Annotated in this window: 19 protein-coding genes; 7 read left to right on the top strand and 12 right to left on the bottom strand. The window is 65.2% G+C overall.

The window, feature by feature from the left end; genetic code table 11:
• Positions 1-37 precede the first annotated feature (37 nt).
• From ACK4OE_RS12165 to ACK4OE_RS12140, 6 genes are all read left to right on the top strand, one after another.
• On the top strand, positions 38-1,219 hold the full coding sequence (locus ACK4OE_RS12165; protein WP_409885071.1) for a M20 family metallopeptidase: 1,182 nt from the start codon (positions 38-40) through the stop codon (positions 1,217-1,219).
• Positions 1,220-1,268: 49 nt separating this feature from the next.
• Entirely contained in the window at positions 1,269-2,258 is a 990-nt protein-coding gene (locus ACK4OE_RS12160) for a Bug family tripartite tricarboxylate transporter substrate binding protein (protein ID WP_409885070.1), read from the top strand.
• 107 nt (positions 2,259-2,365) lie between these two features.
• Positions 2,366-3,430: a dihydroorotase gene (gene pyrC / locus ACK4OE_RS12155; protein WP_409885069.1), complete on the top strand. Its 1,065-nt coding sequence runs from the start codon at positions 2,366-2,368 to the stop codon at positions 3,428-3,430.
• Positions 3,431-3,501: 71 nt separating this feature from the next.
• Positions 3,502-4,200 (top strand): DUF3025 domain-containing protein, encoded by a 699-nt coding sequence (locus tag ACK4OE_RS12150; protein WP_409885068.1) that lies wholly within the window; start codon positions 3,502-3,504, stop codon positions 4,198-4,200.
• A 208-nt stretch (positions 4,201-4,408) separates the two neighbouring features.
• Positions 4,409-5,287, top strand: a complete 879-nt coding sequence (gene htpX, locus ACK4OE_RS12145; RefSeq protein WP_409885067.1) for a protease HtpX — start codon at positions 4,409-4,411, stop codon at positions 5,285-5,287.
• A 225-nt stretch (positions 5,288-5,512) separates the two neighbouring features.
• Positions 5,513-7,099, top strand: coding sequence for a methyl-accepting chemotaxis protein (locus ACK4OE_RS12140; protein ID WP_409885066.1), 1,587 nt, complete (start codon positions 5,513-5,515; stop codon positions 7,097-7,099).
• 64 nt (positions 7,100-7,163) lie between these two features.
• Here ACK4OE_RS12140 and ACK4OE_RS12135 read toward each other — a convergent pair whose 3' ends face one another.
• Positions 7,164-8,234 carry a GlxA family transcriptional regulator gene (locus tag ACK4OE_RS12135; protein ID WP_409885065.1) on the bottom strand — a complete coding sequence of 357 codons (1,071 nt, stop codon included), beginning with the start codon at positions 8,232-8,234 and terminating at the stop codon, positions 7,164-7,166.
• A 131-nt stretch (positions 8,235-8,365) separates the two neighbouring features.
• On the opposite strand from ACK4OE_RS12135, the gene ACK4OE_RS12130 reads away from it, so the two are divergent.
• A complete protein-coding gene (locus ACK4OE_RS12130) occupies positions 8,366-9,709 on the top strand; it encodes an amidohydrolase (protein WP_409885064.1) in 1,344 nt (447 codons plus the stop codon).
• 28 nt (positions 9,710-9,737) lie between these two features.
• Here ACK4OE_RS12130 and ACK4OE_RS12125 read toward each other — a convergent pair whose 3' ends face one another.
• The 11 genes from ACK4OE_RS12125 to ACK4OE_RS12075 all read right to left on the bottom strand — a co-directional run bounded on the left by ACK4OE_RS12125 (position 9,738) and on the right by ACK4OE_RS12075 (position 21,834).
• On the bottom strand, positions 9,738-10,286 hold the full coding sequence (locus tag ACK4OE_RS12125; protein ID WP_409885063.1) for a VUT family protein: 549 nt from the start codon (positions 10,284-10,286) through the stop codon (positions 9,738-9,740).
• A complete protein-coding gene (locus tag ACK4OE_RS12120; protein WP_409885062.1) occupies positions 10,283-12,004 on the bottom strand; it encodes an NAD(P)/FAD-dependent oxidoreductase in 1,722 nt (573 codons plus the stop codon). The genes ACK4OE_RS12125 and ACK4OE_RS12120 overlap by 4 nt, the downstream gene beginning before the upstream one ends.
• A gap of 177 nt (positions 12,005-12,181) precedes the next feature.
• The gene (locus ACK4OE_RS12115; protein ID WP_409885061.1) at positions 12,182-13,237 is read right to left on the bottom strand and encodes a YbhN family protein; all 1,056 of its coding nucleotides are present in this window, start codon (positions 13,235-13,237) and stop codon (positions 12,182-12,184) included.
• Positions 13,238-13,258: 21 nt separating this feature from the next.
• The gene (clsB, locus tag ACK4OE_RS12110) at positions 13,259-14,506 is read right to left on the bottom strand and encodes a cardiolipin synthase ClsB (RefSeq protein ID WP_409885060.1); all 1,248 of its coding nucleotides are present in this window, start codon (positions 14,504-14,506) and stop codon (positions 13,259-13,261) included.
• Entirely contained in the window at positions 14,503-15,276 is a 774-nt protein-coding gene (locus ACK4OE_RS12105) for an endonuclease/exonuclease/phosphatase family protein (protein ID WP_409885059.1), read from the bottom strand. Before ACK4OE_RS12105 ends, clsB begins: the two co-directional genes overlap by 4 nt.
• 217 nt (positions 15,277-15,493) lie before the next feature.
• Entirely contained in the window at positions 15,494-16,411 is a 918-nt protein-coding gene (gene cysK / locus ACK4OE_RS12100; protein WP_409885058.1) for a cysteine synthase A, read from the bottom strand.
• Positions 16,412-16,655: 244 nt separating this feature from the next.
• Positions 16,656-17,723: an RNA 3'-terminal phosphate cyclase gene (gene rtcA / locus ACK4OE_RS12095; protein ID WP_409885057.1), complete on the bottom strand. Its 1,068-nt coding sequence runs from the start codon at positions 17,721-17,723 to the stop codon at positions 16,656-16,658.
• Positions 17,720-18,583, bottom strand: coding sequence for a nucleotidyltransferase domain-containing protein (locus ACK4OE_RS12090; protein WP_409885056.1), 864 nt, complete (start codon positions 18,581-18,583; stop codon positions 17,720-17,722). Before ACK4OE_RS12090 ends, rtcA begins: the two co-directional genes overlap by 4 nt.
• A gap of 94 nt (positions 18,584-18,677) precedes the next feature.
• On the bottom strand, positions 18,678-19,904 hold the full coding sequence (locus ACK4OE_RS12085; RefSeq protein WP_409885055.1) for an RtcB family protein: 1,227 nt from the start codon (positions 19,902-19,904) through the stop codon (positions 18,678-18,680).
• Positions 19,905-19,927: 23 nt separating this feature from the next.
• Positions 19,928-20,596: a hypothetical protein gene (locus ACK4OE_RS12080; RefSeq protein WP_409885054.1), complete on the bottom strand. Its 669-nt coding sequence runs from the start codon at positions 20,594-20,596 to the stop codon at positions 19,928-19,930.
• Positions 20,597-20,694: 98 nt separating this feature from the next.
• Complete coding sequence (locus tag ACK4OE_RS12075) at positions 20,695-21,834, bottom strand: slipin family protein (protein WP_409885098.1); 1,140 nt, start codon at positions 21,832-21,834, stop codon at positions 20,695-20,697.
• Positions 21,835-22,008: the final 174 nt, after the last annotated feature.

The raw sequence follows: 22,008 nt of genomic DNA, 5'->3' as shown, positions 1-22,008 counted from the left end.
ATTTTGCCCCGTGGAAGGGGCTTCTCAAAGGGGAAAGATGCTCGATACGCAAGGAAACGGCGGTGCGCAGGTGCGGCAGCAGATTGTGGACTGGCTCGCCGGTCAGCAGCAGGCTATGCAAGATCTGTTGCAGAAAGTGGTCAACATCGAGAGCGGCAGCCGCGATGAAGCGGGTGTGACGGCCGTGGCCCATGCGCTGGCCGAGCGCCTGCAGGCGGCCGGTGTGCCGGTGCAGTTTGAGCCCGTGCCCGGCTATGGCGTGCTGCTGCATGCGCAGGTCAACCCGGCAGAGGGCGCTGCAGCCGATGGCGCGCCCATCATCCTCATGGGGCACATGGACACCGTGTTCCCCGCAGGCACAGTGGCCAAACGCCCCTATCGCGAAGAAGCCGGGCGAGCCTATGGCCCCGGCGTGGCCGACATGAAGTCCGGTCTGGTGCTGAACGTGTTTGTGGCCGAGGCCTTTGCGCGCTGTGGCGGCCTGAGCGCGCCGCTGCACCTGTTTTTCTCGTGCGATGAAGAGATTGGTTCACCTGCCACGCGCGACCTCATCATGGCCCGCGTGCGCGGCGCGCGGGCCGTGTTCAACGCCGAGCCTGGCCGCGTCAGCGGCAACGTGGTCACCAGTCGCAAGGGCTCGATGGTGGTTGAGTTTGAGGTGCAGGGTGTGGCTGCGCATGCGGGCATCAACCACGCTGCAGGCGCCAGCGCCATCGAGGCCCTGGCCCGCAAGACATTGGCGCTGCATGCGATGACCGACCCGGCCACGGGCGTCACCTGCAACGTGGGCGTGGTGCAGGGCGGCGTCGTGCCCAACATGGTGGCCCCTCACGCGCGGGCCGAGGTGGACCTGCGCTTCACCGCCGACACCGACCCCGACCAACTGCTGGAGCGTGTGCGCGCCATCGTCGAAGAAGAATCCGTGCCCCGCACCCAGGGCCGCATCACCACCGCCCGCCGCACCATGCCCATGAAACCCACGCCCGATGACCTGCTGGCGCTCTACCAGCAAGGCGCACGCGCGCTGGGCTTTGAGGTGCAGGGCGAATTCACCGGCGGCGCGGCCGACAGTGGCCTCACTGCCTCGGTGGGCGTGCCCACGCTGTGCGCCACCGGCCCCGTGGGCGGCCACGCGCACACCGAACGCGAGTACTGCGAGTTGTCCACCTTTGTCCCGCGTGCACAGGCCCTGGCGCTGGCCGTGCTGGCGCATCCCTGACCCCTTTCCCCTCCATTCATCGTTCTTTTATCCGAGTGCTTTGACAGCCATGACCACCACACCTTCCCGCCGCCACATCCTGACCACCGGCCTGGGCCTTGCAGGCCTCGCAGCCTTGCCTGCCATGTCGCAAGACAAATACCCCTCGCGCCCCATCACGCTGGTGGTGCCGTTCCCGCCCGGCGGGTCGGTGGACATCATGGCGCGCCAGTATTCCGAGCCGCTGTCGCGTGTGCTGGGTGTGCCCGTCATCGTGGAAAACCGCGCCGGTGCGGGCGGCTCGGTGGGCGCGCAGTATGTGGCGCGTGCCAAGGCCGATGGCTACACGCTGGTGGTGTCGTCGCAAAGCAGCCACCTGGCCAACCCGCTCACCCAGCCCAAGATCGGCTATGACCCGGTGAAGGACTTCGAGAACATTGCCATCCTGGGCCGCCAGCCCAACGCGCTGGTGGTGCACAGCAGCCTGCCGTTCAAGACCTTCAAGGAGTTTGTGGACTACGCCAAGAAGAACCCTGGCAAGCTCAACTACGGCAGCGGCGGCGTGGGCAGCATGGGCCAACTCAATGTGGAAATGCTCAAGGTCTCCACCGGCGTGTTCACCACGCACATTCCCTACCGGGGCGGCACGCCGCTGATCACCGGCGTGCTGGGCAACGAGGTGCAGTTCATCCTCGACAACCTCGTCATCATGCTGCCGCACATCCAGGCGGGCAAGGTGCGCGCCCTGGCCGTAGCGGCCGACCAGCGCCTGCCCCAGCTGCCCGATGTGCCCACCATGGCCGAGGTCGGTCACCCCGAACTCAACCTCACCTCATGGACCGGCCTGGCCGCACCCGGCGGCACGCCCGACGCCATCGTGCAGACGCTGTACAAGGCTGTGCGCCAGGTTGCTACGTCGCCCGCAATGGTGGCCAACCTCAAAGACCGCGGCGTGATCGTGCCCGAAGAAATGCCGCCTGCCGCGTTCGAAAAGATGATGTCCGAGCGCCTGGTGAGTTTTGGCGAGGTGGTGCGCAAGGCGGGCATTTCCGCCGAATGACGCGGTGCTGCTCTGAATTTTGAGTATTTTTGGCATCTAGCGCTTACTGGATAAGCGCTAGATGCTATAAAATTAATAGTATTGGAGCCAATGGGACAATGCTGCCCATGACAGCCGCACCCCACACCCCCCCTTCCGCCGACGGTTCCACCCTCACCATCACCCGCCCCGACGACTGGCACCTGCACGTGCGCGACGGTGAGGCGCTGCACACCGTGGTGCCACACACGGCGGCCCAGTTCGGCCGCGCGATCATCATGCCCAACCTGCGCCCGCCCGTGACCACGGCGGAGCAGGCCCTGGCGTACAAACAGCGCATCCTGGCCGCCGTGCCTGCAGGCATGAGTTTTGAGCCTTTGATGACGCTGTACCTTACCGACAACCTGCCGCCCGAAGAAATCGCGCGCGCCAAGGATGCGGGCGTGGTGGCCTGCAAGCTCTACCCCGCTGGCGCCACCACCAACAGCGACGCCGGCGTGACCGACCTGCGCAAGACCTACAAGACGCTCGAAGCCATGCAGAAGTCGGGCCTGCTGCTGCTGGTGCACGGCGAGGTTACCAGCAGCGATATCGACCTGTTCGACCGCGAGGCCGTGTTCATCGAGCAGCAACTCATTCCGCTGCGCCGCGACTTCCCCGAGCTGAAAATCGTCTTTGAACACATCACCACCAAGGACGCGGCCGATTACGTGGCCAGTGCAGACCGCTTCACCGCCGCCACCATCACCGCGCACCACCTGCTGTACAACCGCAACGCCATCTTCATTGGCGGCGTGCGCCCGCACTACTACTGCCTGCCCGTGCTCAAGCGCGAAACCCACCGCGTGGCGCTGGTGCAGGCGGCTACCAGCGGCAGCACCAAGTTCTTCCTGGGCACCGACAGCGCGCCGCACCCCGCGCACCTCAAAGAGCACGCCAGCGGCTGCGCAGGCTGCTACACCGCCCACGCCGCCATCGAGATGTATGCAGAGGCGTTTGACAACGCAGGCGCGCTCGACAAGCTCGAAGGCTTCGCCAGCTTCCACGGCCCCGATTTCTACAACCTGCCGCGCAACACCGGCACCATCACCCTGAATCGGGAGTCCTGGACTCCGCCCGACAGCTTTGCGTTTGGCGAAGCAGAGCTGAAGCCGCTGCGCGCAGGGGAAGCGTTGCCGTGGCGGCTGGTGTAGGTCACGGTCCCTTCGGCGCGATTGATTGGGCCGCACCCTGGTTGGAAACGTGGCGCACTGCAGGCGAGCCGATGGCGCAGCAGATGCTGCAACGCGGATGTGCGGCGCATAACGTGCTGCAGGCAGCCGCCGGTAGCACGTGTCCGATGCGCTTTGTGATGCAACATGAGTTGCCCCAGGGCACCGCCTACGAGCAATTCATCTTCGATACCCGCCAGGTCCCCACCCGTGACAACCTGCATGACTTCTTCAACGGCCTGGTCTGGCTGCACTTCCCGCAGACCAAGCGCCAGCTGAACGCCTTGCAGGCGCACGCAATAGCCGCCGACGGCGTGCAGGCGGTGCGTGGGCCCTTGCGGGATGCGCTCACGGTGTTTGATGAAAACGGGGCCGTGCTGCACGCGCCGCCAGCGTTATGGGAGGCCCTGCAGGCGCGGGACTGGCATCGGCTGTTTGTGGACCTGCGCCCGCTCTGGCAGCAGGCGCAGCTGGTTTTGCTGGGGCATGCCTTGCTCGAAAAGCTGGTTTCACCCCGAAAACCCATCGTGGCGCACGTCTATAAAGCGCAGGCAGCTATCAATTCAATAGTAAATCTGGATGCCTGGCTTGCCACCGAGATGCAGCCTGCGCATTGGGCCACCAAGCCCTTTGTGCCTTTGCCCGTGCTCGGCGTGCCGGGCTGGTGGGCCGCCAATGAGGATCCGGCTTTCTATGCGGATGCGCAGGTGTTCAGGGCGCCGCGCGCGGGGTGCGTTGCGGCGGGGCGCTAATTCCCGCCGAGGCCTGTGTGATAAGGCCCTGGTGCAGATTTGCACCTAACATAGCGCGATAAATCGCGGCCAGCGGCACTTCCTGCAGCACTTGCCAAAATGGGGCGACGGAGGCCTTCATGCCGTCTGGACGGGCTGGCTTGAAGCGCGGACTGCGGCCCCCATCTGAACCCGCAACACCCTTGTTTGTTTGTCCTACGGAGAACTCATGAAACGGATCCTGTTATTTGTAATGACCAACCTTGCCGTTGTGCTGGTGTTGGGCGTGGTGGCGAGCCTGCTGGGCGTCAACCGCTTCCTCACGGCCAACGGGCTCAACCTCACTGCGTTGCTCGGTTTCTCGCTGATCATGGGCTTTGGCGGCGCCATCATCTCGCTGCTGATCAGCAAGCCCATGGCCAAGTGGAGCGCCAAGGTGCAGATCATCGACGGCACCGGTTCGGCTGACGAGCGCTGGATTGTGGACACCGTGCGAGGTTTTGCCGACAAGGCCGGTATCGGCATGCCGGAAGTGGGTATCTTCCCGGGCGACCCCAATGCGTTTGCCACGGGTGCTTTCAAGAACAACGCGTTGGTGGCAGTGTCCACCGGCCTTCTGCAAGGCATGACGCGTGAAGAAGTCGAGGCCGTCATCGGCCACGAGGTCGCCCACATCGCCAACGGCGACATGGTGACCATGACGCTGATTCAGGGCGTGATGAACACCTTTGTGGTGTTTCTGTCGCGCGTGATCGGCTACGCAGTGGACAGCTTCTTGCGCAAGAACGATGAAAACAGCTCCGGCCCGGGCATCGGATACTACGTGACGACCATCGTGCTCGATATCCTGCTCGGCTTTGTGGCTGCGATCATCGTGGCCTGGTTCAGCCGCCAGCGCGAGTTCCGCGCCGATGCAGGCGCTGCTCAGCTCATGGGCCGTCGCCAGCCGATGATCAACGCCCTGGCCCGCCTGGGCGGTAGCCACCCCGCAGAACTACCCAAGAGCATGGCTGCCATGGGCATTGCCGGGGGCATCGGCAAGCTGTTCAGCACCCACCCGCCCATCGAAGAGCGCATTGCCGCGCTGCAGAACGCGCAGCAGGGTTAAGGTCTGCACAAGCGGCGAGACGCTCGCCGCAGCCTCCTGAAAACCGCTGCAGGGTTCGCGCCCTGCGGCGGTTTGCCTTTTTGGACCGGCTGTTGCGGCTCGGCATCAGGCTCAAGCGCTTGTAACGATTTGTCGATAAGCTAGGAAGAGCCTCTGGGAGCCCAAGCCTATAGGTAAACCTGACGGCTTCTTCCGTCGGCCTTCCCTTCTTCTGCGGACCTCTTTATGAAACTCTCCCACGCCCGTGTTGCCATGCGCCTGGCTCTGGCCTTTGGCGTTGTGTGTCTGGTGATGTCGCTGTCCGCTGCGGTGGGGATCTGGCGGCTGGCCGGACTGCAAGACATTGCCGATGACCTGGGTGGACACTCCTCCGAGCGGGCGTTGTTGGCGCGAGAACTTCACGCCATTGTGGTGCTCAGCTCGGTGCGTGCCGAGACCCTGCTGGAGATTGACAACCCCGCCTACGCCGCCCGCATCGACGCTGACCGCAAGATCACCTCGGCGCGGTCGGCCGAGGTGCGCAAGCGTCTGGATGAGCTGGCAGACGACGCCGAGTCGAAGACGCTGTTCGACGCCATCGACAAATCCGGCAACGGATTCAGAACCGTGCGGGACGACCTCGTGAAACGCCGCAAGGGCGGCGAGGCCCTGCCTCCCGATGCCATCGCCAACCAGCTGCGCCCTGCGGCCGATGCCTATGCCGCAGCAGTGAACAAGCTCGCTGAGTTCCAACGCCAGCGCGTGGCAGAGGCCCGCGACGCGGCTGAGCGCAGTGAGCAGCAGGGCATCACCCTGCTGGCCGCGGGATCGCTGGTGGGGCTGTTGCTGAGCCTTGCATGCGCCTGGCTGCTGTCGCGCTCCATCCTGAAGCCGTTGGCGCAGGCCTCGGAGGTGACTGACCGCATCGCCGAGGGCGACCTCACCACCGCCGTGCCGTCGCATGCAGCGAGCAATCGCGACGAGCTGCAGGCCTTGCTGTCGCGCCTGGGCGGCATGCAGGCGCGGCTGGCTGATTTGGTGGTGGGCATGCGCCAGGCCAGCACGTCGGTGGCGGGTGCCAGCAGCGAGATCGCTGCGGGTAACAGCGACCTGTCGGCGCGTACCGAGCAAACCGCATCCAACCTCGAAGAGATCGCCGCCAGCATGGAAGAACTGCTGGCCACCGTGCGCCACAGCGCCGACGCCGCTGCCCAGGCCAGCACCCTGGCCACCGGTGCCAGCGGCGTGGCCCAGCGCGGGCGCGAGGCGGTGGACCGTGTGGTGGGCACCATGGAAGGCATTGCGCTGTCGTCGCGCCGCATTGCCGACATCACCAGCGTGATCGATGGCATTGCCTTCCAGACCAATATCCTCGCGCTGAACGCCGCGGTGGAAGCCGCCCGCGCGGGCGAACAAGGCCGGGGCTTTGCCGTGGTGGCCAGCGAGGTGCGCAGCCTCGCGCAGCGCTCTGCCACGGCAGCCAAGGAGATTGGCGGCTTGATCAGCGACAGCGTGCGGCAGGTGGGTGAAGGCACTCAGCTGGTCCACGCGGCGGGCAGCACGATGGGTGAAATTGTCGATTCCGTGCGGCAAGTGGCCACCATCATTGGCGAGATCAGCACCGCCGCGCGGGAGCAGACCACCGGCCTGAGCCAGGTCGGCGAGGCCGTCTCGCAGCTTGACCAGATGACGCAGCAGAACGCTGCACTGGTGGAGGAATCTTCCGCCGCCGCCCAGGGCCTGCGTGTGCAGGCGCAGCAACTGGCCGAACTGGTGGAAGCGTTCCGCCTGCCGCAGGGCGCGGCGGGTTCATCCGCAGTAGCGCTGCGTTAATCAGGGACTTCTGCTGCCAGCATGGGCGCGGCAGCCGAGGCGTTGAACGAGTGACCAAGCCTCCTCAGCGCGCAGCCACATCCACGCGCCAGCGCCTGCGCGGTGCGCGCAATGCGTGGCGTTGGCGGTATTCCCCCGGGGCCATGCCGGTGTAGCGCGCAAAGATGCGGCGAAACGCGGCGGGGTCGCTGTAGCCGCAGGCCACGGCAATGCTGGGCACGCTTTCCAGCGTCACCTCCAGCATGACCTTGGCGCGTGCACAGCGCAGGCTGTGCAGGTGGTCCAGCGGCGACTGTGACAGCTCTTGCTGAAAGTGCCGCAGCAAGGTCCGCGTGCTCACCGCTGCGGCCTCGGCCAGCCTGGCCAGCGAATACGGCTCGTCCAGGTGCGCTTCCATCCAGGCAATGGCGCGGGCCAGGGTGCTGTCGCGGGTGGCGGGGATGTGTTGTTGCGCGTTGGCCTGCAATGCCGCGCGGGTGCGTTCGTGGTCGGGGGTTAGCACGGTGGCGCAGGCCTCAGCCAGCGCGCTGCCCAAGGTGTGGCGTATCAAAGAAACGGCCAGGTCGCCGACGCTGATCGGCAGTGCACCGCTGATCCACGGGCCGTCTTCAGCGATGTCCTGGCCCAGTGCGAAGCCGATGTCCGGATGGTCCCGCTCAAAACCCGCCACATAAAACCACGGCAGGCTGACCTGCCGGCCATTCAGGCGTCCGCTCTCGGCGGCCAGCCAGGCGCCGTTTCCCAAAGTGAATACCTTTTGCCCGGCGTCCAGCGCGATCCCGATATGGCGAACGAGCGGGCCGTTGCGCGCCACGGCGTTGCGGATGGCCGGGATGTCTGCCGTATGGAATGACGGGATGAACAGCGCGAACGGTGGACCGCTGGGTGGCTCTGCAGGCGTGGGGGTGTAGGCCGCCAGGGGGCCGGGCAGAACAGGCAGGGGCGCCCCTCTTGCATCCAGCAGCCGCCACGCCAGCCGCGGTGCGCTGGCGCCCAAGCGCAGCCCGGCCAGCAGGTTGGCGCTGCGCAGCAGGTCGATGAACTGCAGCGCGTTGCCCACGGCCGATTCGGGCAGCAGCGGGATGTCCACCCGAAAAACCGGGGCCGTCGCGGACGAGACAGAGGAAGAGGGCATGGCGATATTGGCTCTATGGATGGCCATTCTCGCTTGTCTGCAACGCTGGGGTGGCCCGTAGCATGAATGCGCGGTGGGGTTCTTCACCGCGCTCCTCCTCTGGCTCTTTCACCGTACGGATCTGCTCCAACATGCACAAACCCCTCTCTGCCATTTCGCTGGCCTCCGGCCTGCTCATCAGCGGGCTGACGTTCGTATCGTCCGCACAGGCCCAGGCACTGGACGCCGCTGGCTTGCAAACCATCGACGCAGCGATCAATGGCGTGGCCGCCAAGATGGTCAACTGGCGCCGTGACATCCATGCCCACCCGGAGCTGTCGGGTCAGGAAGTGCGCACCGCCAAGCTGGTGGCCGATCACTTGAAGAAGCTGGGCATGGAAGTGCAGACCAACGTGGGCGGCACCGGTGTGGTGGGCACCCTGAAGGGCGGCCTGCCGGGCAAGGTGGTGGCATTGCGTGCCGATATGGACGCCTTGCCCGTGCCAGAGAACACCGGCCTGCCGTTCGCCTCCAAGGTCAAGTCCACCTACCTGGGCAAGGAAGTGCCGGTAATGCACGCCTGCGGGCACGATGCCCACGTGGCCATGCTGATGGGCGCGGCCGAGGCGCTGGCGGGCATGAAGGCCCAATTGCCCGGTACCATCAAATTCATCTTCCAGCCCGCGGAAGAAGGCGCGCCGGTAGAGCCCGATGCCAATGGCAAGGTGCCCAGCTTTGGCGCCAAGGCCATGGTGGAAGAGGGCGCGTTGAAGGATGTGCAGGCCATCTACGGCTTGCACATCACCGCCAACCTGCCCTCGGGCGTGGTGGGCTACCGCAGCGGCCCGTTGATGGCCGGCTCGGACAACATCAGCATTCAGGTGGAAGGCCGCGGCGGCCACGGCTCGTCGCCCTGGAATGCGGTGGACCCCATCGTGGCCGCCAGCCAAGTGGTGCTGGGCTTGCAGACGGTGGTGAGCCGCCAGCTCAACATCAGCCAGGAGCCCGCCGTCATCACCATCGGCCAGATCCAGGGCGGCACGCGCTACAACATCATCCCGGACAGTGTCGAGATGCTGGGCACGCTGCGCACCTTTGACGAAGGCATGCGCCAAGAAGCCCTGAAACGCATCACCACCACGGCCGAGCAGATCGCTGCATCGAGCGGTGCCAAGGCCAAGGTACGGTTTGGCCCTGTGGCTTACCCGGTCACCACCAACCCCGCCGAGCTGACGGCTGCGTCCCTGCCCGCACTCAAGCTCGCCACGGCCGGCAAGGCCATGATCATCCCCAAGGTGAGCGGCTCGGAAGACTTCTCGGAGTTCCAGAAAGTGGCGCCCGGGTTCTTCTTCTTCCTGGGAGCTCCGCCCAAGGGCAAGGACTTCAAGACCGCGCCGTCCAACCATTCGCCGCTGTTCGACATCGACGAAGACCAGCTGCCGGTGGGCGCCCGCACGCTGGCGGCACTGGCGGTGGACTTCTTGCAGCGCAAGTAGTCCACCACGGCTGTAGCGCGCTGCTCCTTCAGGCGGCTCGCTGCGCCAGCTGGCGGCCGATGAGCAGGCGAAACGGCAACAGCAACGCCACGCCCAGCACCAGCTTCACGGCCAGATCGCCCAGCGCCCAGGTTACCCAGGGCCCCTCGGTGCCTGCAAACGCAATGCTCCAGAACACGGCGGTGTCCAGCACCGCCGCGAGCACCGTGGCCACCAGCGGCGCCCGCCACCAGGTGCCGTGCCGCAGCCGGTCAAACACGCCAATGTCCAGCCACTGCGACAGCAAAAACGCCATGCCCGAAGCCACCGCAATGCGCGCTGGCGCCAGCACCAGCGAGGCCGCCACGGCCACGGCAAACCCCACCCACGCCACGCGCCGGGCCTGCTGCGGCCCATGGGCGCGGTTGACCAGTTCGCTCACCAGAAAAGCCACCGGGTAGGTGATGGCACCCCAGGTCAGCCAGTCGTTGATGGGGAACTGGACCAGGATGTTGGATGCCAGCACAACCACTGCCATGGAGAGGGCTGCGGCGACAAACTGCGCCATGCTGGGGCGCGCCAGGGTCGCCGTGGTCATGCAGCGCCGGTGCCCAGCAGGCTGCGCGCCACGGCTTCGCCCACCTTGATGCCGTCGACGCCCGCCGACAAGATGCCGCCCGCGTAGCTGGCACCTTCACCGGCCGGGTACAGCCCGGCGGTGTTCAGGCTTTGCAGGTTGTCGCCCCGCCCAATCTTGAGCGGGGACGAGGTGCGCGTCTCCACGCCCGTCAGCACCGCGTCGTGCATGTCAAACCCTTTGATCTTGCGGCCGAACACGGGCAGCGCCTCGCGCAGCGCTTCGACGGCGTAGCCGGGCAGGGCGGCGTGCAGGTCGCCCAGGGCTACGCCGGGCTTGTAAGACGGCTCCACGTCACCCAGTTGTTTGGATGGCGTGCCGCTGATGAAGTCGCCCACCAGCTGGCCCGGCGCGCTGTAGTCGCGCCCGCCCAGAACAAAGGCGTTGGATTCGAGCTGCCGCTGCAGCACGCTGCCCGCGAGCGGGTGAAACTGCCCGGCAGGGAGGCTTTCCACACCGTAGGTCTTGCCCAGGTGGGTTTCAAACGCCGCCGGGTCGGTGGGGTAGTCGCGCGGGTCGATGCCCACCACCATGCCCGCGTTGGCGTTGCGCTCGTTGCGCGAATACTGGCTCATGCCGTTGGTCACCACGCGGTGGGGCTCGCTGGTGGCGGCCACCACGGTACCGCCGGGGCACATGCAGAAGCTGTAGACCGCACGGCCGTTGGCGGCGTGGTGCACCAGCTTGTAGTCGGCCGCGCCCAGCAGCGGGTGGCCCGCGTGGCGGCCCCAGCGCGCGCGGTCGATCACGCCCTGCGGGTGCTCGATGCGAAAACCGATGGAAAAGGGCTTGGCCTCCATGGCCACGCCACGCTGGTACAGCATGGCGAAGGTGTCGCGCGAGCTGTGGCCCAGCGCCATCACCACGTGGTCGGCACGCAGCTCGGTCGTTTCGCCCGTGGCCTGGTTCAGCACCTTGAGGCCGCGCAGGTGGCGGTTTTCTCCAGTGCTCTCAACGATCACGTCCGTCACGCGCTGCTCAAAGCGGATCTCGCCGCCCAGCGCAATGATCTGCTCGCGCAAGTTCTCCACCACCTTCACCAGCTTGAAGGTGCCGATATGGGGGTGCGCCACGTACAGAATTTCTTCGGGCGCACCGGCCTTCACAAATTCGTTCATGACCTTGCGGCCCAGGTGGCGCGGGTCCTTGATCTGGCTGTAGAGCTTGCCGTCGCTGAAGGTGCCCGCACCGCCTTCGCCAAACTGCACGTTGCTTTCGGCATGCAACTCGCGCTTGCGCCACAGGCCCCAGGTGTCCTTGGTGCGCTCGCGCACGGGCTTGCCGCGCTCCAGCACGATGGGCTTGAAGCCCATCTGCGCCAGCACCAGCGCGGCAAAGATGCCGCAGGGGCCAAAGCCCACCACCACGGGGCGCAGGGGCAGGTCGGCAGGCGCCTGGCCCACGGGGTGCCAGGCCATGTCGGGTGTGGGCTGGATGTGCGGGTTACCCGCAAACTGGGCCAGCAGGGCGGCTTCACGCGCGGGCTGCGCGAGGGTGATGTCCACGATGTAGACCGCCAGCAGGTCGGCCTTGCGCGCATCGAAGCTGCGCTTGAAGACATGCAGGTGGGCGATATCGGCGTCGGCCAGGCCCAGGATCTGGTTGGCAGCGGCGCGCAGGGGCGCCTCGGGGGCTTCGGCCACGGTGAAGGGCAGCCGGATTTCGGAGAGTCGGATCATGTTCTTGCGGGCCCGTGTCGATCGGGCGGGTTGCAATGGCGTGGGGCCGCGATGATACGGGGTGTGCGCTGCGGATGGAATCCGGGGCGGGAAAGTCGCGTGGAGCAACTTGTCTAAATTACTATCAAATCAATAGCTGCTAGCGCTTGATGGATAAGCGCTAGAGGCAGATTTTACTCATATTTTCTGCTCTGCGGTGCTTTCTGCATCCGGGTTGGCCTGCTGGCGCCAGCGCAGCTCTGCCACGCCCAACGCCACGGCCGCCAGCACCAGGGGCCCAAAGTAATACAACGCCCGGTAAGCCAGCAAGGCGGCCAGCACTTCTTCTTGCCCCAGCGCCTTGGTGGCCAGCAGCGCAACGCCCACGGCCTCCAGCACGCCCAGGCCCGCAGGCACACGCAGCACCAGCCCGGCCACCGCCCCCAGCAACACGGTGGCCAGCGCGGCGGGGTAGCTGACCTGGCCCTGCAGCACCGTCCACAGCGCGGCACCCATCAGCATCCAGTTGGCGGCTGACACGCCCACCTGCCACAGTGCGACGAGCCAATGCGGCAGAGGAAACTCATGGCCGCGCAACGAAAGCGCGCGGCCACTGCGCAAGGCACACATTCCCACATAGGCCAGTGGCAGAACACCCAGCACGGTGCCGCCAAGGCGCCATTGCCAAAGCTCCACAGCCCATCCCGCCACCGCAGGAGGCTGCCACAGCCAGGCCAGGACACCCGCCAGCAGCAGGTACCCCACCCAGTTCGTCACGATGCTGGTGCCCACCACCTGGCCGATGGTGCCGGGGTCCACGCCACGCCGTGCGTACAGCCGGTAGCGCACGCCCACGCCGCCAATCAGCGAACCCAGGTTGAGGGTGAACGGGTAGCTGGTCATGGCAATGCCCAGCGTTGTCGGGCGCGTCAATTGATGGCCGCTGCAATAGCGACCCACCCAGTCGAACGTGCCGTACGTGAAGTGGCTTAGCAACGCCAGGGCACCCGCCACTGCCAGCGCGGTGGCGGGCAGATCGCGCAGGGCCTGCAGCACAGCGGGCCAGTCCACGGTGCGCGCCTGCTGAAAGATCAGCCAGGCCACCACCGCAAAAAAAGCGGCTGCAACACCCCGGGTCGCCCACGGCCACCAGGCCTGCTGGGGCCAATTGCGCCAGCCGCTCCGGCGCCCCGGCCCATCCGTGGCGTCGGTGTCGGTGGTGTCTGTATCGGCGAGCAAGGTGGGGGCGGCCATGGAAGGATCGCTCAGGCGTGTTCAGGCAGCCGGGCTGTTGGCGGGTTCGGCCCCGGTCGTGCCTGCAGCTCCCGGGTTGGCCAGCGTGATCGTGGGTTGGTGTTTGGGCAGCCAGCCTGCCCAGGCCGGGAACCAGCGCATCAGATGGAACACCGCGTAGCTGCGCAATACGGCCAGCCCATTCCATCGGCTGGGCGCTGCGACTTCAATCTGGTTGCAGCTGTGCTCCATCAGGTGCGACAGGCGGCGGTGCAGGTGGGTATTGAAGGCGCGGTCTTGGATGATCACGTTGGCCTCCAGGTTCAGCGACAGGCTCAGCGGGTCGAGGTTGCTGGAGCCCACGGTGGACCAGTCCTCGTCCACCAGAGCCACCTTGCCGTGCAGCGGGCGGTCGCAGTATTCATAAATGCGCACACCCGCGCGCTGCAAATGGTCGTAGAGCAGGCCGGCCGCCGTTTTTACGATGGCCATATCGGGCTGGCCTTGCAGGATCAGGCGCACATCCACGCCACGCTTGGCGGCACGGCGCATTTCGCGGATGAACCGGTAGCCAGGGAAAAAGTAGGCATTGGCAATCACCACGCGGCTGCGCGCGGCACGCAGCGCTACGCGGTAGTGGCGTTCTATGTCATTGGTGTGCTGCTGGTTGTCGCGTGTCACAAACATGGCATGGGCCGTGCCCGCATGGGGCTGCTCGGTAGCGGCTGCGGCGCTGCGACGTTTGTGCCCCGTGCGGTCCAGCACCGCCTCACGTGTGAAACGGTGCATCTGCGCCACGATGGGCCCGCGCACCTGTACCGCATAGTCCTGCTTTGCCTCAGGGCCAAAGTCGGCCACGTGGTCGGCCGAGTAATTGATGCCGCCAATGAAGCCCAGCTCGCCATCCACCACCACAATCTTGCGGTGCATGCGGCGCAGCACGTTCAGGCGCTGCCCCATGAAGGGGCGGCCCGGGTCAAAAATTCGAAACCGCACACCTGCCTCCACCAGGCTGCCCACAAACGCATCCGACAAATCGGGCGAGCCGAAGCCGTCCACCAGCACATGCACTTCGACACCACGCTGCGCTGCCACCAGCAGGGCTGCATGCAGCTCCTTTCCGATCTTGTCGTCGAACAGGATGAAGGTCTCCAGCATCACCTCGCGCCGGGCCTGGGCAATGGCGTCGAATACGCGGGGGAAGAACTCCTCCCCGTTTTCCAGTAACTCAAATTGATTGCCCGGTACCCAGCGGGTCGAGCGGGGCAGGCGGAAAGCAGGGCGTTTCATAGCAGGATCTCCGCCGCCAAAGGCGCATGGTCCGAGAGCTTGTCCCACGGTTTCTTGGGCAACGCCAGCGGGGAATGCACCGCAGCGTTGCGCACATAGATGCGGTCCAGCGCCAGCAGCGGCATGGACGCCGGAAACGTGCGCACAGCACGGCCAAAGGCTTGTACAAACACCTCTTGCAAGCCCGCCTCGCGCGCCAGCACCTCGTGCGCGCGGTTGCGCCAGTCGTTGAAGTCACCGGCCAGCACCACCGGCTCGTTGGCAGGGAAGGTGCGCACCAAGTCGCACACGCGCATGAGTTGCTTTTGGCGGTGCGACTCCTGCAGCCCCAGGTGCACACAGATGGCATGCACCGGCAGGTGGTGGCCCGGCGGCTGCAGCACACAGTGCAGCATGCCGCGCCGCTCAGGCCCGCTGATGGAGATGTCGTGGTTCTCGTAGTGCGTGATCGGAAACTTGGACAACAACGCGTTTCCATGGTCGCCGTTGTCATACACCGCGTTGCGCCCGTAGGCGTATTGCGACCAGATGGTGTCCGCCAGAAACTCGTAGTGCGGCACCTGCGGAAAATTGGCCAAGCGGCTGGCGTGCCGGTGGTGCGTGCCTTGCACCTCTTGCAAAAACACCAAATCCGCCGCCACATCGCGCACAGCATCCCGCAGCTCATGCAGCATGAAACGCCGGTTGAAGGTGGTGAAGCCCTTGTGCACGTTCACGGTGAGCACCTTGAACGCGATGGGCTGGGGATCGGTAGCGGCTGTGGTGGCCATGGGCAGTCAAACAATCTTTGGAGTGGGTCCCCAGCGAAGCCGCCGCGATGGGCGCAATGGCCGCCAGGGGCGGGCCGAGGGATGACTCGATTGTTTGGGCTGCGCTGTGTTGTCGCTGTAGGACGGCTGGCCGTGGTTTTGTGCAGCAGGGGACGAAAAAATGGGGCCTGATAGCCCCATTTCACCTGGCAAAGTGCCGCATCTGCGGCGGTGGCCGTTACGCCGGCAGGAAGCCTTCCACCGACAGGTAACGCTCGCCGGTGTCGTAGTTAAAGCCCAGCACCTTGGCGCCCGCAGGCAGCTCGGGTAGCTTTTGCGCAATGGCGGCGAGCGTGGCGCCCGACGAAATACCCACCAGCATGCCCTCTTCGCGCGCAGAGCGGCGTGCGTATTCACGGGCCGGTTCGGCATCGACCTGAATCACGCCGTCGAGCAGGCTGGTGTCCAGGTTCTTCGGGATAAAACCCGCGCCAATGCCCTGGATGGGGTGGGGCGACGGTGCGCCGCCCGAGATCACGGGCGATGCCGAGGGCTCCACTGCAAACACCTTGAGGTTGGGGAACTTCGCCTTCAGCACCCGCGCCACGCCGGTGATGTGCCCACCCGTGCCCACGCCGGTGATCAGCGCATCAATGCCATCAGGGAAGTCCGCCAGAATCTCCTGCGCCGTGGTGCGCACGTGGACGTCAATATTGGCGGGGTTCTCAAACTGCTGGGGGACCCACGCGCCGGGCGTCTGCGCCTGCAACTCCTGTGCGCGGGCGATGGCGCCCTTCATGCCCTTTTCACGCGGGGTCAGGTCAAACTGCGCGCCATAGGCCAGCATCAGGCGGCGACGCTCGATGCTCATGCTGTCGGGCATCACCAAAATCAGCTTATAGCCCTTGACGGCAGCCACCAGCGCCAGGCCAATGCCGGTGTTGCCGCTGGTGGGCTCGATGATGGTGCCGCCGGGCTGCAGCGTGCCGGAGCGCTCGGCGTCTTCCACCATCGACAGCGCAATGCGGTCCTTGATGGAGCCGCCAGGGTTGCTGCGCTCGGACTTCACCCACACGTTGGCGCCAGGGCCAAACAGGCGGTTGATGCGCACGTGGGGCGTGTGGCCGATGGTTTGCAGAATGTTGTCAACTTTCATGGCGTCTCCTTTGAAGTGGAAGAAGGGGAGGTGATAACCCCGGTCGGATCGCAACAGTCCATTCGGGCTGAGCCTGTCGAAGCCGGGGCGCGATGTCGCCCCCTCGACAGGCTCAGAGCAAACGGGGTTCGCGGGCTGGCGTTCGGTACCACGCGCATTCTGAACCAGTTGTTCTACTGCCCTGGTGATATGGATATAGCCAGGGTATCGGCAAGTGTTGCCCAGATTCGGCCTGGGCCTGGGCCTACGGCAGCGGGCTGATCTCTACCAGCATCGCCCCTTCCACCGGCGCAATCTGCACCCGCACAGGCAACCCCAGTGCAATGGTTTGCGCATTGGTGGCCGTGTGCTGCGTCACCTCGGTGCAGGTGTAGCGCGCCGCCTGCCCACTGCGGCACACCGCCAGGGCCAGCGGCAGCATCCACTGGTCGGCAAGGTGCGGACCCAAAGCGCCGCTGCTGCGCTGGTAGTCACGCACCTCGTCCACCAGCCGCTTGGCGACCTGCTCGGCCGACAGGCTGCGCTCGCCCAGCTGGCAGAACACCTCGGTGATGTGCGCGTACTCCAGCGTGGCGATCAGTGCGTTGCCGGGGCCTTCGTTTTGGCGTGTGGGCGGCTGGCGCAGCTGACCAGAGTCAAAGGTCCAACCCATGCGCTGGCCAAAGGCCTCCAGCTCACGGTGGGCAATGTTGCGTGCGAGACCCGGCACCAGCGCCTCGGCCCACCCGTTCATGAGCGGGCCGCGCTCCAGAATATCCACGGGCGCCAAAGGCTGTGCGGACGGCGTGATGCGCGCAACCAGCTCGCCACCCCCGGCAGGGAAGAAACCGCGCCGCTGCAGTTGCAGCTCCAGGCCCACACCCAACCGCCGCACCAGCGGTGCAAACGCCCGCTCCAGAAAATCAAACGGCGGCGCCATCGGGTTGTGCGTGCCGCCCGACAACTGCACGCGGCTTTCTCCATCGGCCAGCATCAGCGCGGGCAGCACGGTCTGCAGCACCAGCAGGCAGCTGCCCGCCGTGGCGATCTGAAAGCGGTAGTCGCCTTCGCGCACCGCGCCGGGCGTGAACTGCAACGTCTGCGACCCCAGCTCGGCCCCGTCGGACTGCCCGCCACACACAGCCACCGCCGCTTGCACGCAGGCCAGGTGCTGGCGCATCAGCCCCGGCTTAGGCCGCCCGGCGCGGATGTGCGTGATGTGCAATGGGCGGCCAGTGACCATGGAAATGGCCAGGCCGGTGCGCAGGATCTGGCCCCCGCCCTCGCCGGTAGAGCCGTCGAGGGTGAGGGGGGACAAGGTCAACTCCGTCATGGCGACACCTCCGCTATGCCCATGTTCCGGGCGTCGTAGTGCAGCACCGTGTCGTACAGCAAAGCATCCAGGGCGGCGTTACCCGGCACCGGCAAGGCTTGCACAGGCTCGGCCGCGTTGCGCGCCAGCTCGGCCTCGATGAACGCATGGATGCCCGGCCAGCGCGGGCTGGTGGCGGCTTCGCCCGCGCGCATCTTCACTTCCAGCAGTGCATTGATCTCATCGACCAGCGCCGCGTCGTGCAAGGGGTCCAGCGTGTGCTGGGCCAGTTCGGCAAAGCGCATGGGCGGCACGCCGGGCTGCGTGCGTATCCACCGCGCGGCCAGCAGCGGGCGCAGCACGTAGAGGTACTTCTTGTAGCGCACCTCATCGGCCTGCAAGTGCTCGCGAAAGTTCTTCTTGGCCATGGAGGCATAGTGGTGCCAGCCCTTGGCGTTGGAGAACACCTGCGCCGCCAGCGCGCGGAACTGCGCCATGGTGTCTGCCTCTTCGCGGTACACGATGGGCGAGCCCAGCCATTCGAGCAGCGTGGGGTTCGATTCACGCATCAAGCCCAGCGCCTTGCGCAGGTCCCAGCCGTTCACATCCAGGTCGCCGCTGATCGGCAGCTCGATCACGTCGCGCCCGGGCGCCACCGTGAGGTACCACGGCAACCGGTTCACGTAGATGAAGCGCACGTCGTAATCGCTGTCGGGCGAGGCAAAGCCCCAGCCCCGGCTGCCGGACTCGCAGGCAAAGAGGATGGTCACATCGTGTGTGGATTCGATGCGCTGCAGCTCCTGCATCACTTGCGCGCGCATGTGCGGCTCCACCGGATGGGCAGAGTGCAGAAATTCTTGTTGTTGTTCTAATTTGTGCATAAAAATGGGCTGTAGCGCTTATTGGATAAGCGCTAGAAGCTATCAAAAATGTAGTGTCTGAGTGCGGCGCTGTTGCCAGCGCCGCACGGGGTAGTCACCCCTTCACGCAAACGACCTGCTTGAGCGTGTAAACCACCTCCACCAGATCCTCCTGCGCCGCCATCACCGCGTCGATGTTCTTGTAGGCCATCGGAATCTCGTCGATCACGTCGGCATCCTTGCGGCATTCCACGCCTTCGGTGGCGGCAATCTGGTCGGCCACGGTGTACATCTTCTTGGCCTTGGTGCGGCTCATGGTGCGGCCCGCGCCGTGGCTGCAGCTGTTGAAGCTCTCGGGGTTGCCTTTTCCGCGCACGATGAAGCTCTTGGCTCCCATGCTCCCCGGGATGATCCCCAGCTTGCCTTGCTCGGCATTCACTGCGCCCTTGCGGGTCACGAAGACCTCTTGCCCGAAGTGCGTTTCGCGCTGCACGTAGTTGTGGTGGCAGTTCACCGCTTCCACGTGCGTCTCGAACGGCTTGGTGATCACCGTGCGCAGCGCGGCAATCACGCGGCCCATCATCACTTCGCGGTTGGCGGCGGCAAACTTCTGTGCCCACCCCACGGCCTTCACATAGTCACCGAAATACTGTGCGCCTTCCTCGAAGTACGCCAGGTCCTTGTCGGGCAGGTTGCGCTGGTTCATCTCGGCGTCCTTCTTGGCCAGCTCGATGAAGTGGGTGCCGATGGCGTTCCCCACCCCGCGCGAGCCGGAGTGCAGCATCACCCACACGGATTGGTGTTCGTCCAGGCAGATTTCGATGAAGTGGTTACCCGTACCCAGCGTTCCCAGGTGCTTGTAGTTGTTGGTGTTCTTGATGCGCGGGTGCGCTTCGCAGATTTCCTCGAACTCGTCCACCAGCCCCGCCCAGGCACGGTCGGTCTCGGCGGGCGGGGTATCCCAGCTTCCTTTATCGCGGCCCATGCGTTTGGGCGTCATCCCCACCGGCACGGCGCGCTCGATGGCGGCGCGCACGCCGGCCAGGTTGTCGGGCAGATCGCTGGCCGTCAGCGTGGTCTTGCACGCCATCATTCCGCACCCCAGGTCCACCCCCACCGCAGCGGGGATGATGGCCTTGAGGGTGGGCACCACCGAGCCGATGGTCGCGCCGATCCCCAGGTGCACATCGGGCATCACCGCCACGTGCTTGAACACGATGGGCAGGCGCGCGATGTTGCGCAGCTGGTTACGGGCTTCTTCTTCCACGGGCACGCCGTTGGTCCACATCTTCACGGGCACGCCGTTCGGCACTTCGTATTGTTCGTATTTGTTGTTGTTCATCTTGTTCTTTCGTTTTCTATCGTTCATTGCACCATCCCGCGGGCTGCGGCCTGGGCATAGGTTTTCAGTTCGTCGTCGTTCTTCACCTGGCGGATAAAGGCATCCATGTGTGCCTGCAATTCCTTGGGCCGGTTCAGGCGGTTGCCCTCATGGCCGATCCCGTGCAATGCCGATATCTGCGCTTCGCGCCAGGGCATGGCCAGCATCTCGCAGAACACCTGCCACATCGCGTCCTGCCACTCGGGGATGTGCTTGGCGTTCCAGAACGTTGGCCACACGTCAAACCACATGTAGCTCACGAAGTAGAGGCGGTCGCTGCAGCTGCCGATCTTGCGGTGCACGGTATCCAGACGCGGCCCTATGCAATCGCTCCACAGTGTGGGCAATGCTCGCATCATGCGCATGGCATCGGCCAGAGGCACGAATGGGTCATTGACCATGTGCGGGATGTCTCCGGCGTTGTTGCTCATCACATGGTTCAGCCCCATCCCTACCTGATCGTCGTTGTAGGGTGCCAGATCGACCCCGGCATTGGCAAACAGCACGGTTTGGATATGGGTCCACTGCAAGGGTGTCGCTTCAAACTCGGGCTCGTACATATGCCAGTACCACTCCTGTCCGCTTTTTTCGGGTACGGGGCGGTCAAACAGGAAGCGCAATGCCTCGTTGTAAACCGCGCGGTCTAGGCCCACGGACTCGCAACTCGGCACACTGGGTTCCCGGCTTAGGCGCCTTTCGCGTGCTGTCAATTTCTTCGTTTTCATCACGATTTCACTTCATTGTTTTGCGCTCAACGCATCTTCACCAAACCATTGAGCACCTGGTCCAAGCCACCAAACACCGAGATCTTGTCGATGCGCTCGGCCACACGTTCCAGCGTCTCCAGCTCTTTCATGCGCAGGGCGACGGGGTTGTCCTCCATCACCTTCGCCGTGTTGAGCAGCGAGCGCGTAGCGGCAGTCTCTTCGCGGCGGCGGATCACGTTGGCCTGAGCCTGTTTCTCCGCCTGCACCACCTGGGTCAGGATGGTTTTCATCTCGCCAGGCAGCACGATGTCCTTCACGCCCACGCTTTCCATCGCCATGCCAAAAGGCATGAGCTTGGTGGCCATTTGCGCGGTCACCACGTCGTCGATCACCGTCTTGTTCTCCAGCAGCTCATCGAGCGTGCGGGTGCCCACGGCGGCACGCAGCGCAAACTGCAGCTCGCGGTACAGGTGGTCGGCAGGCTTTTGCAACTGGGCAAAGGCGCGCAGCACATCGGTGTAGCGAAAGGTGGCCGACAGGTTTAGCCGCAGGCTCACCTTGTCGCGGGTCATGATGTCCTGGCCCGACACCTCCACGGCTTGCAGGCGCAGGTCCACCAGCTCCACGGCGATGGTGCGGCCGTACTTCCAGAACGCGTAGGCGCCTGCAGGCAGCAGCCGGTCCACCTTGCCGTCGATGGTGAGCAGCGCGCACTGGCCCTCGGGCACCTGCACTTGCAGCACGCCGGTCAATCCGGTCACGCTGCGCTGGCGCAGCTGGGTTTGCGTGAGGCGCGCCACCAGGGCGGCGGGCAGCTCGGGGCCAGCGTCGAGGTCGATCACCTGCACGTTCACCTCCACCAGGCCTTTCCAATAAAGGCGGCGGGTGCCAGGGGGTAGCACCTCGACCAGCACGCCGTTTTCGCTGCGCAGGCCCACTTGCTGCTCCGACAGGTTCACTTGCACAAACTCTGCTGCCACCACGGCAGGCTCCTGCGCCATCAGGTAGTCGGCCAGGCCGTGGGTGAAGGCGGGTTGTTCGAGTGCGAAGGTCTCTACGCGCAGCTGGTCCATGCCCGCAAACAACCAGTAGGTGCCGCTTGGAAGCACGCGGTCAAAGCTGCCGTTGCGCAGCAGCAGGGCGCGTTCGTTCTTCTTCACGGTGGTGCGTTGGATCAGCTTCATCATTTTTCTTCTCCTCGTTCTTTCGTTGTCGTTACTTCTTCGTTGCTCTCATGGCAATCAGGGTGCCGTTACAGCAATGGCGGGGTGCCAGGGGGCACAGCCAGGGCCCTGCAGTGCGCCGTGGTTGCTGCCCTGCAAGCAGGGCGGCAGCGTGGCTGGCTGCGGGCGCGGGCT

This window comes from Acidovorax sp. (assembly GCF_046314175.1).
GTDB lineage: Bacteria > Pseudomonadota > Gammaproteobacteria > Burkholderiales > Burkholderiaceae_C > Acidovorax.
The sequence above is the reverse complement of the archived record's forward strand: the minus strand, read 5'-3'. Positions and strand labels throughout refer to the sequence as shown.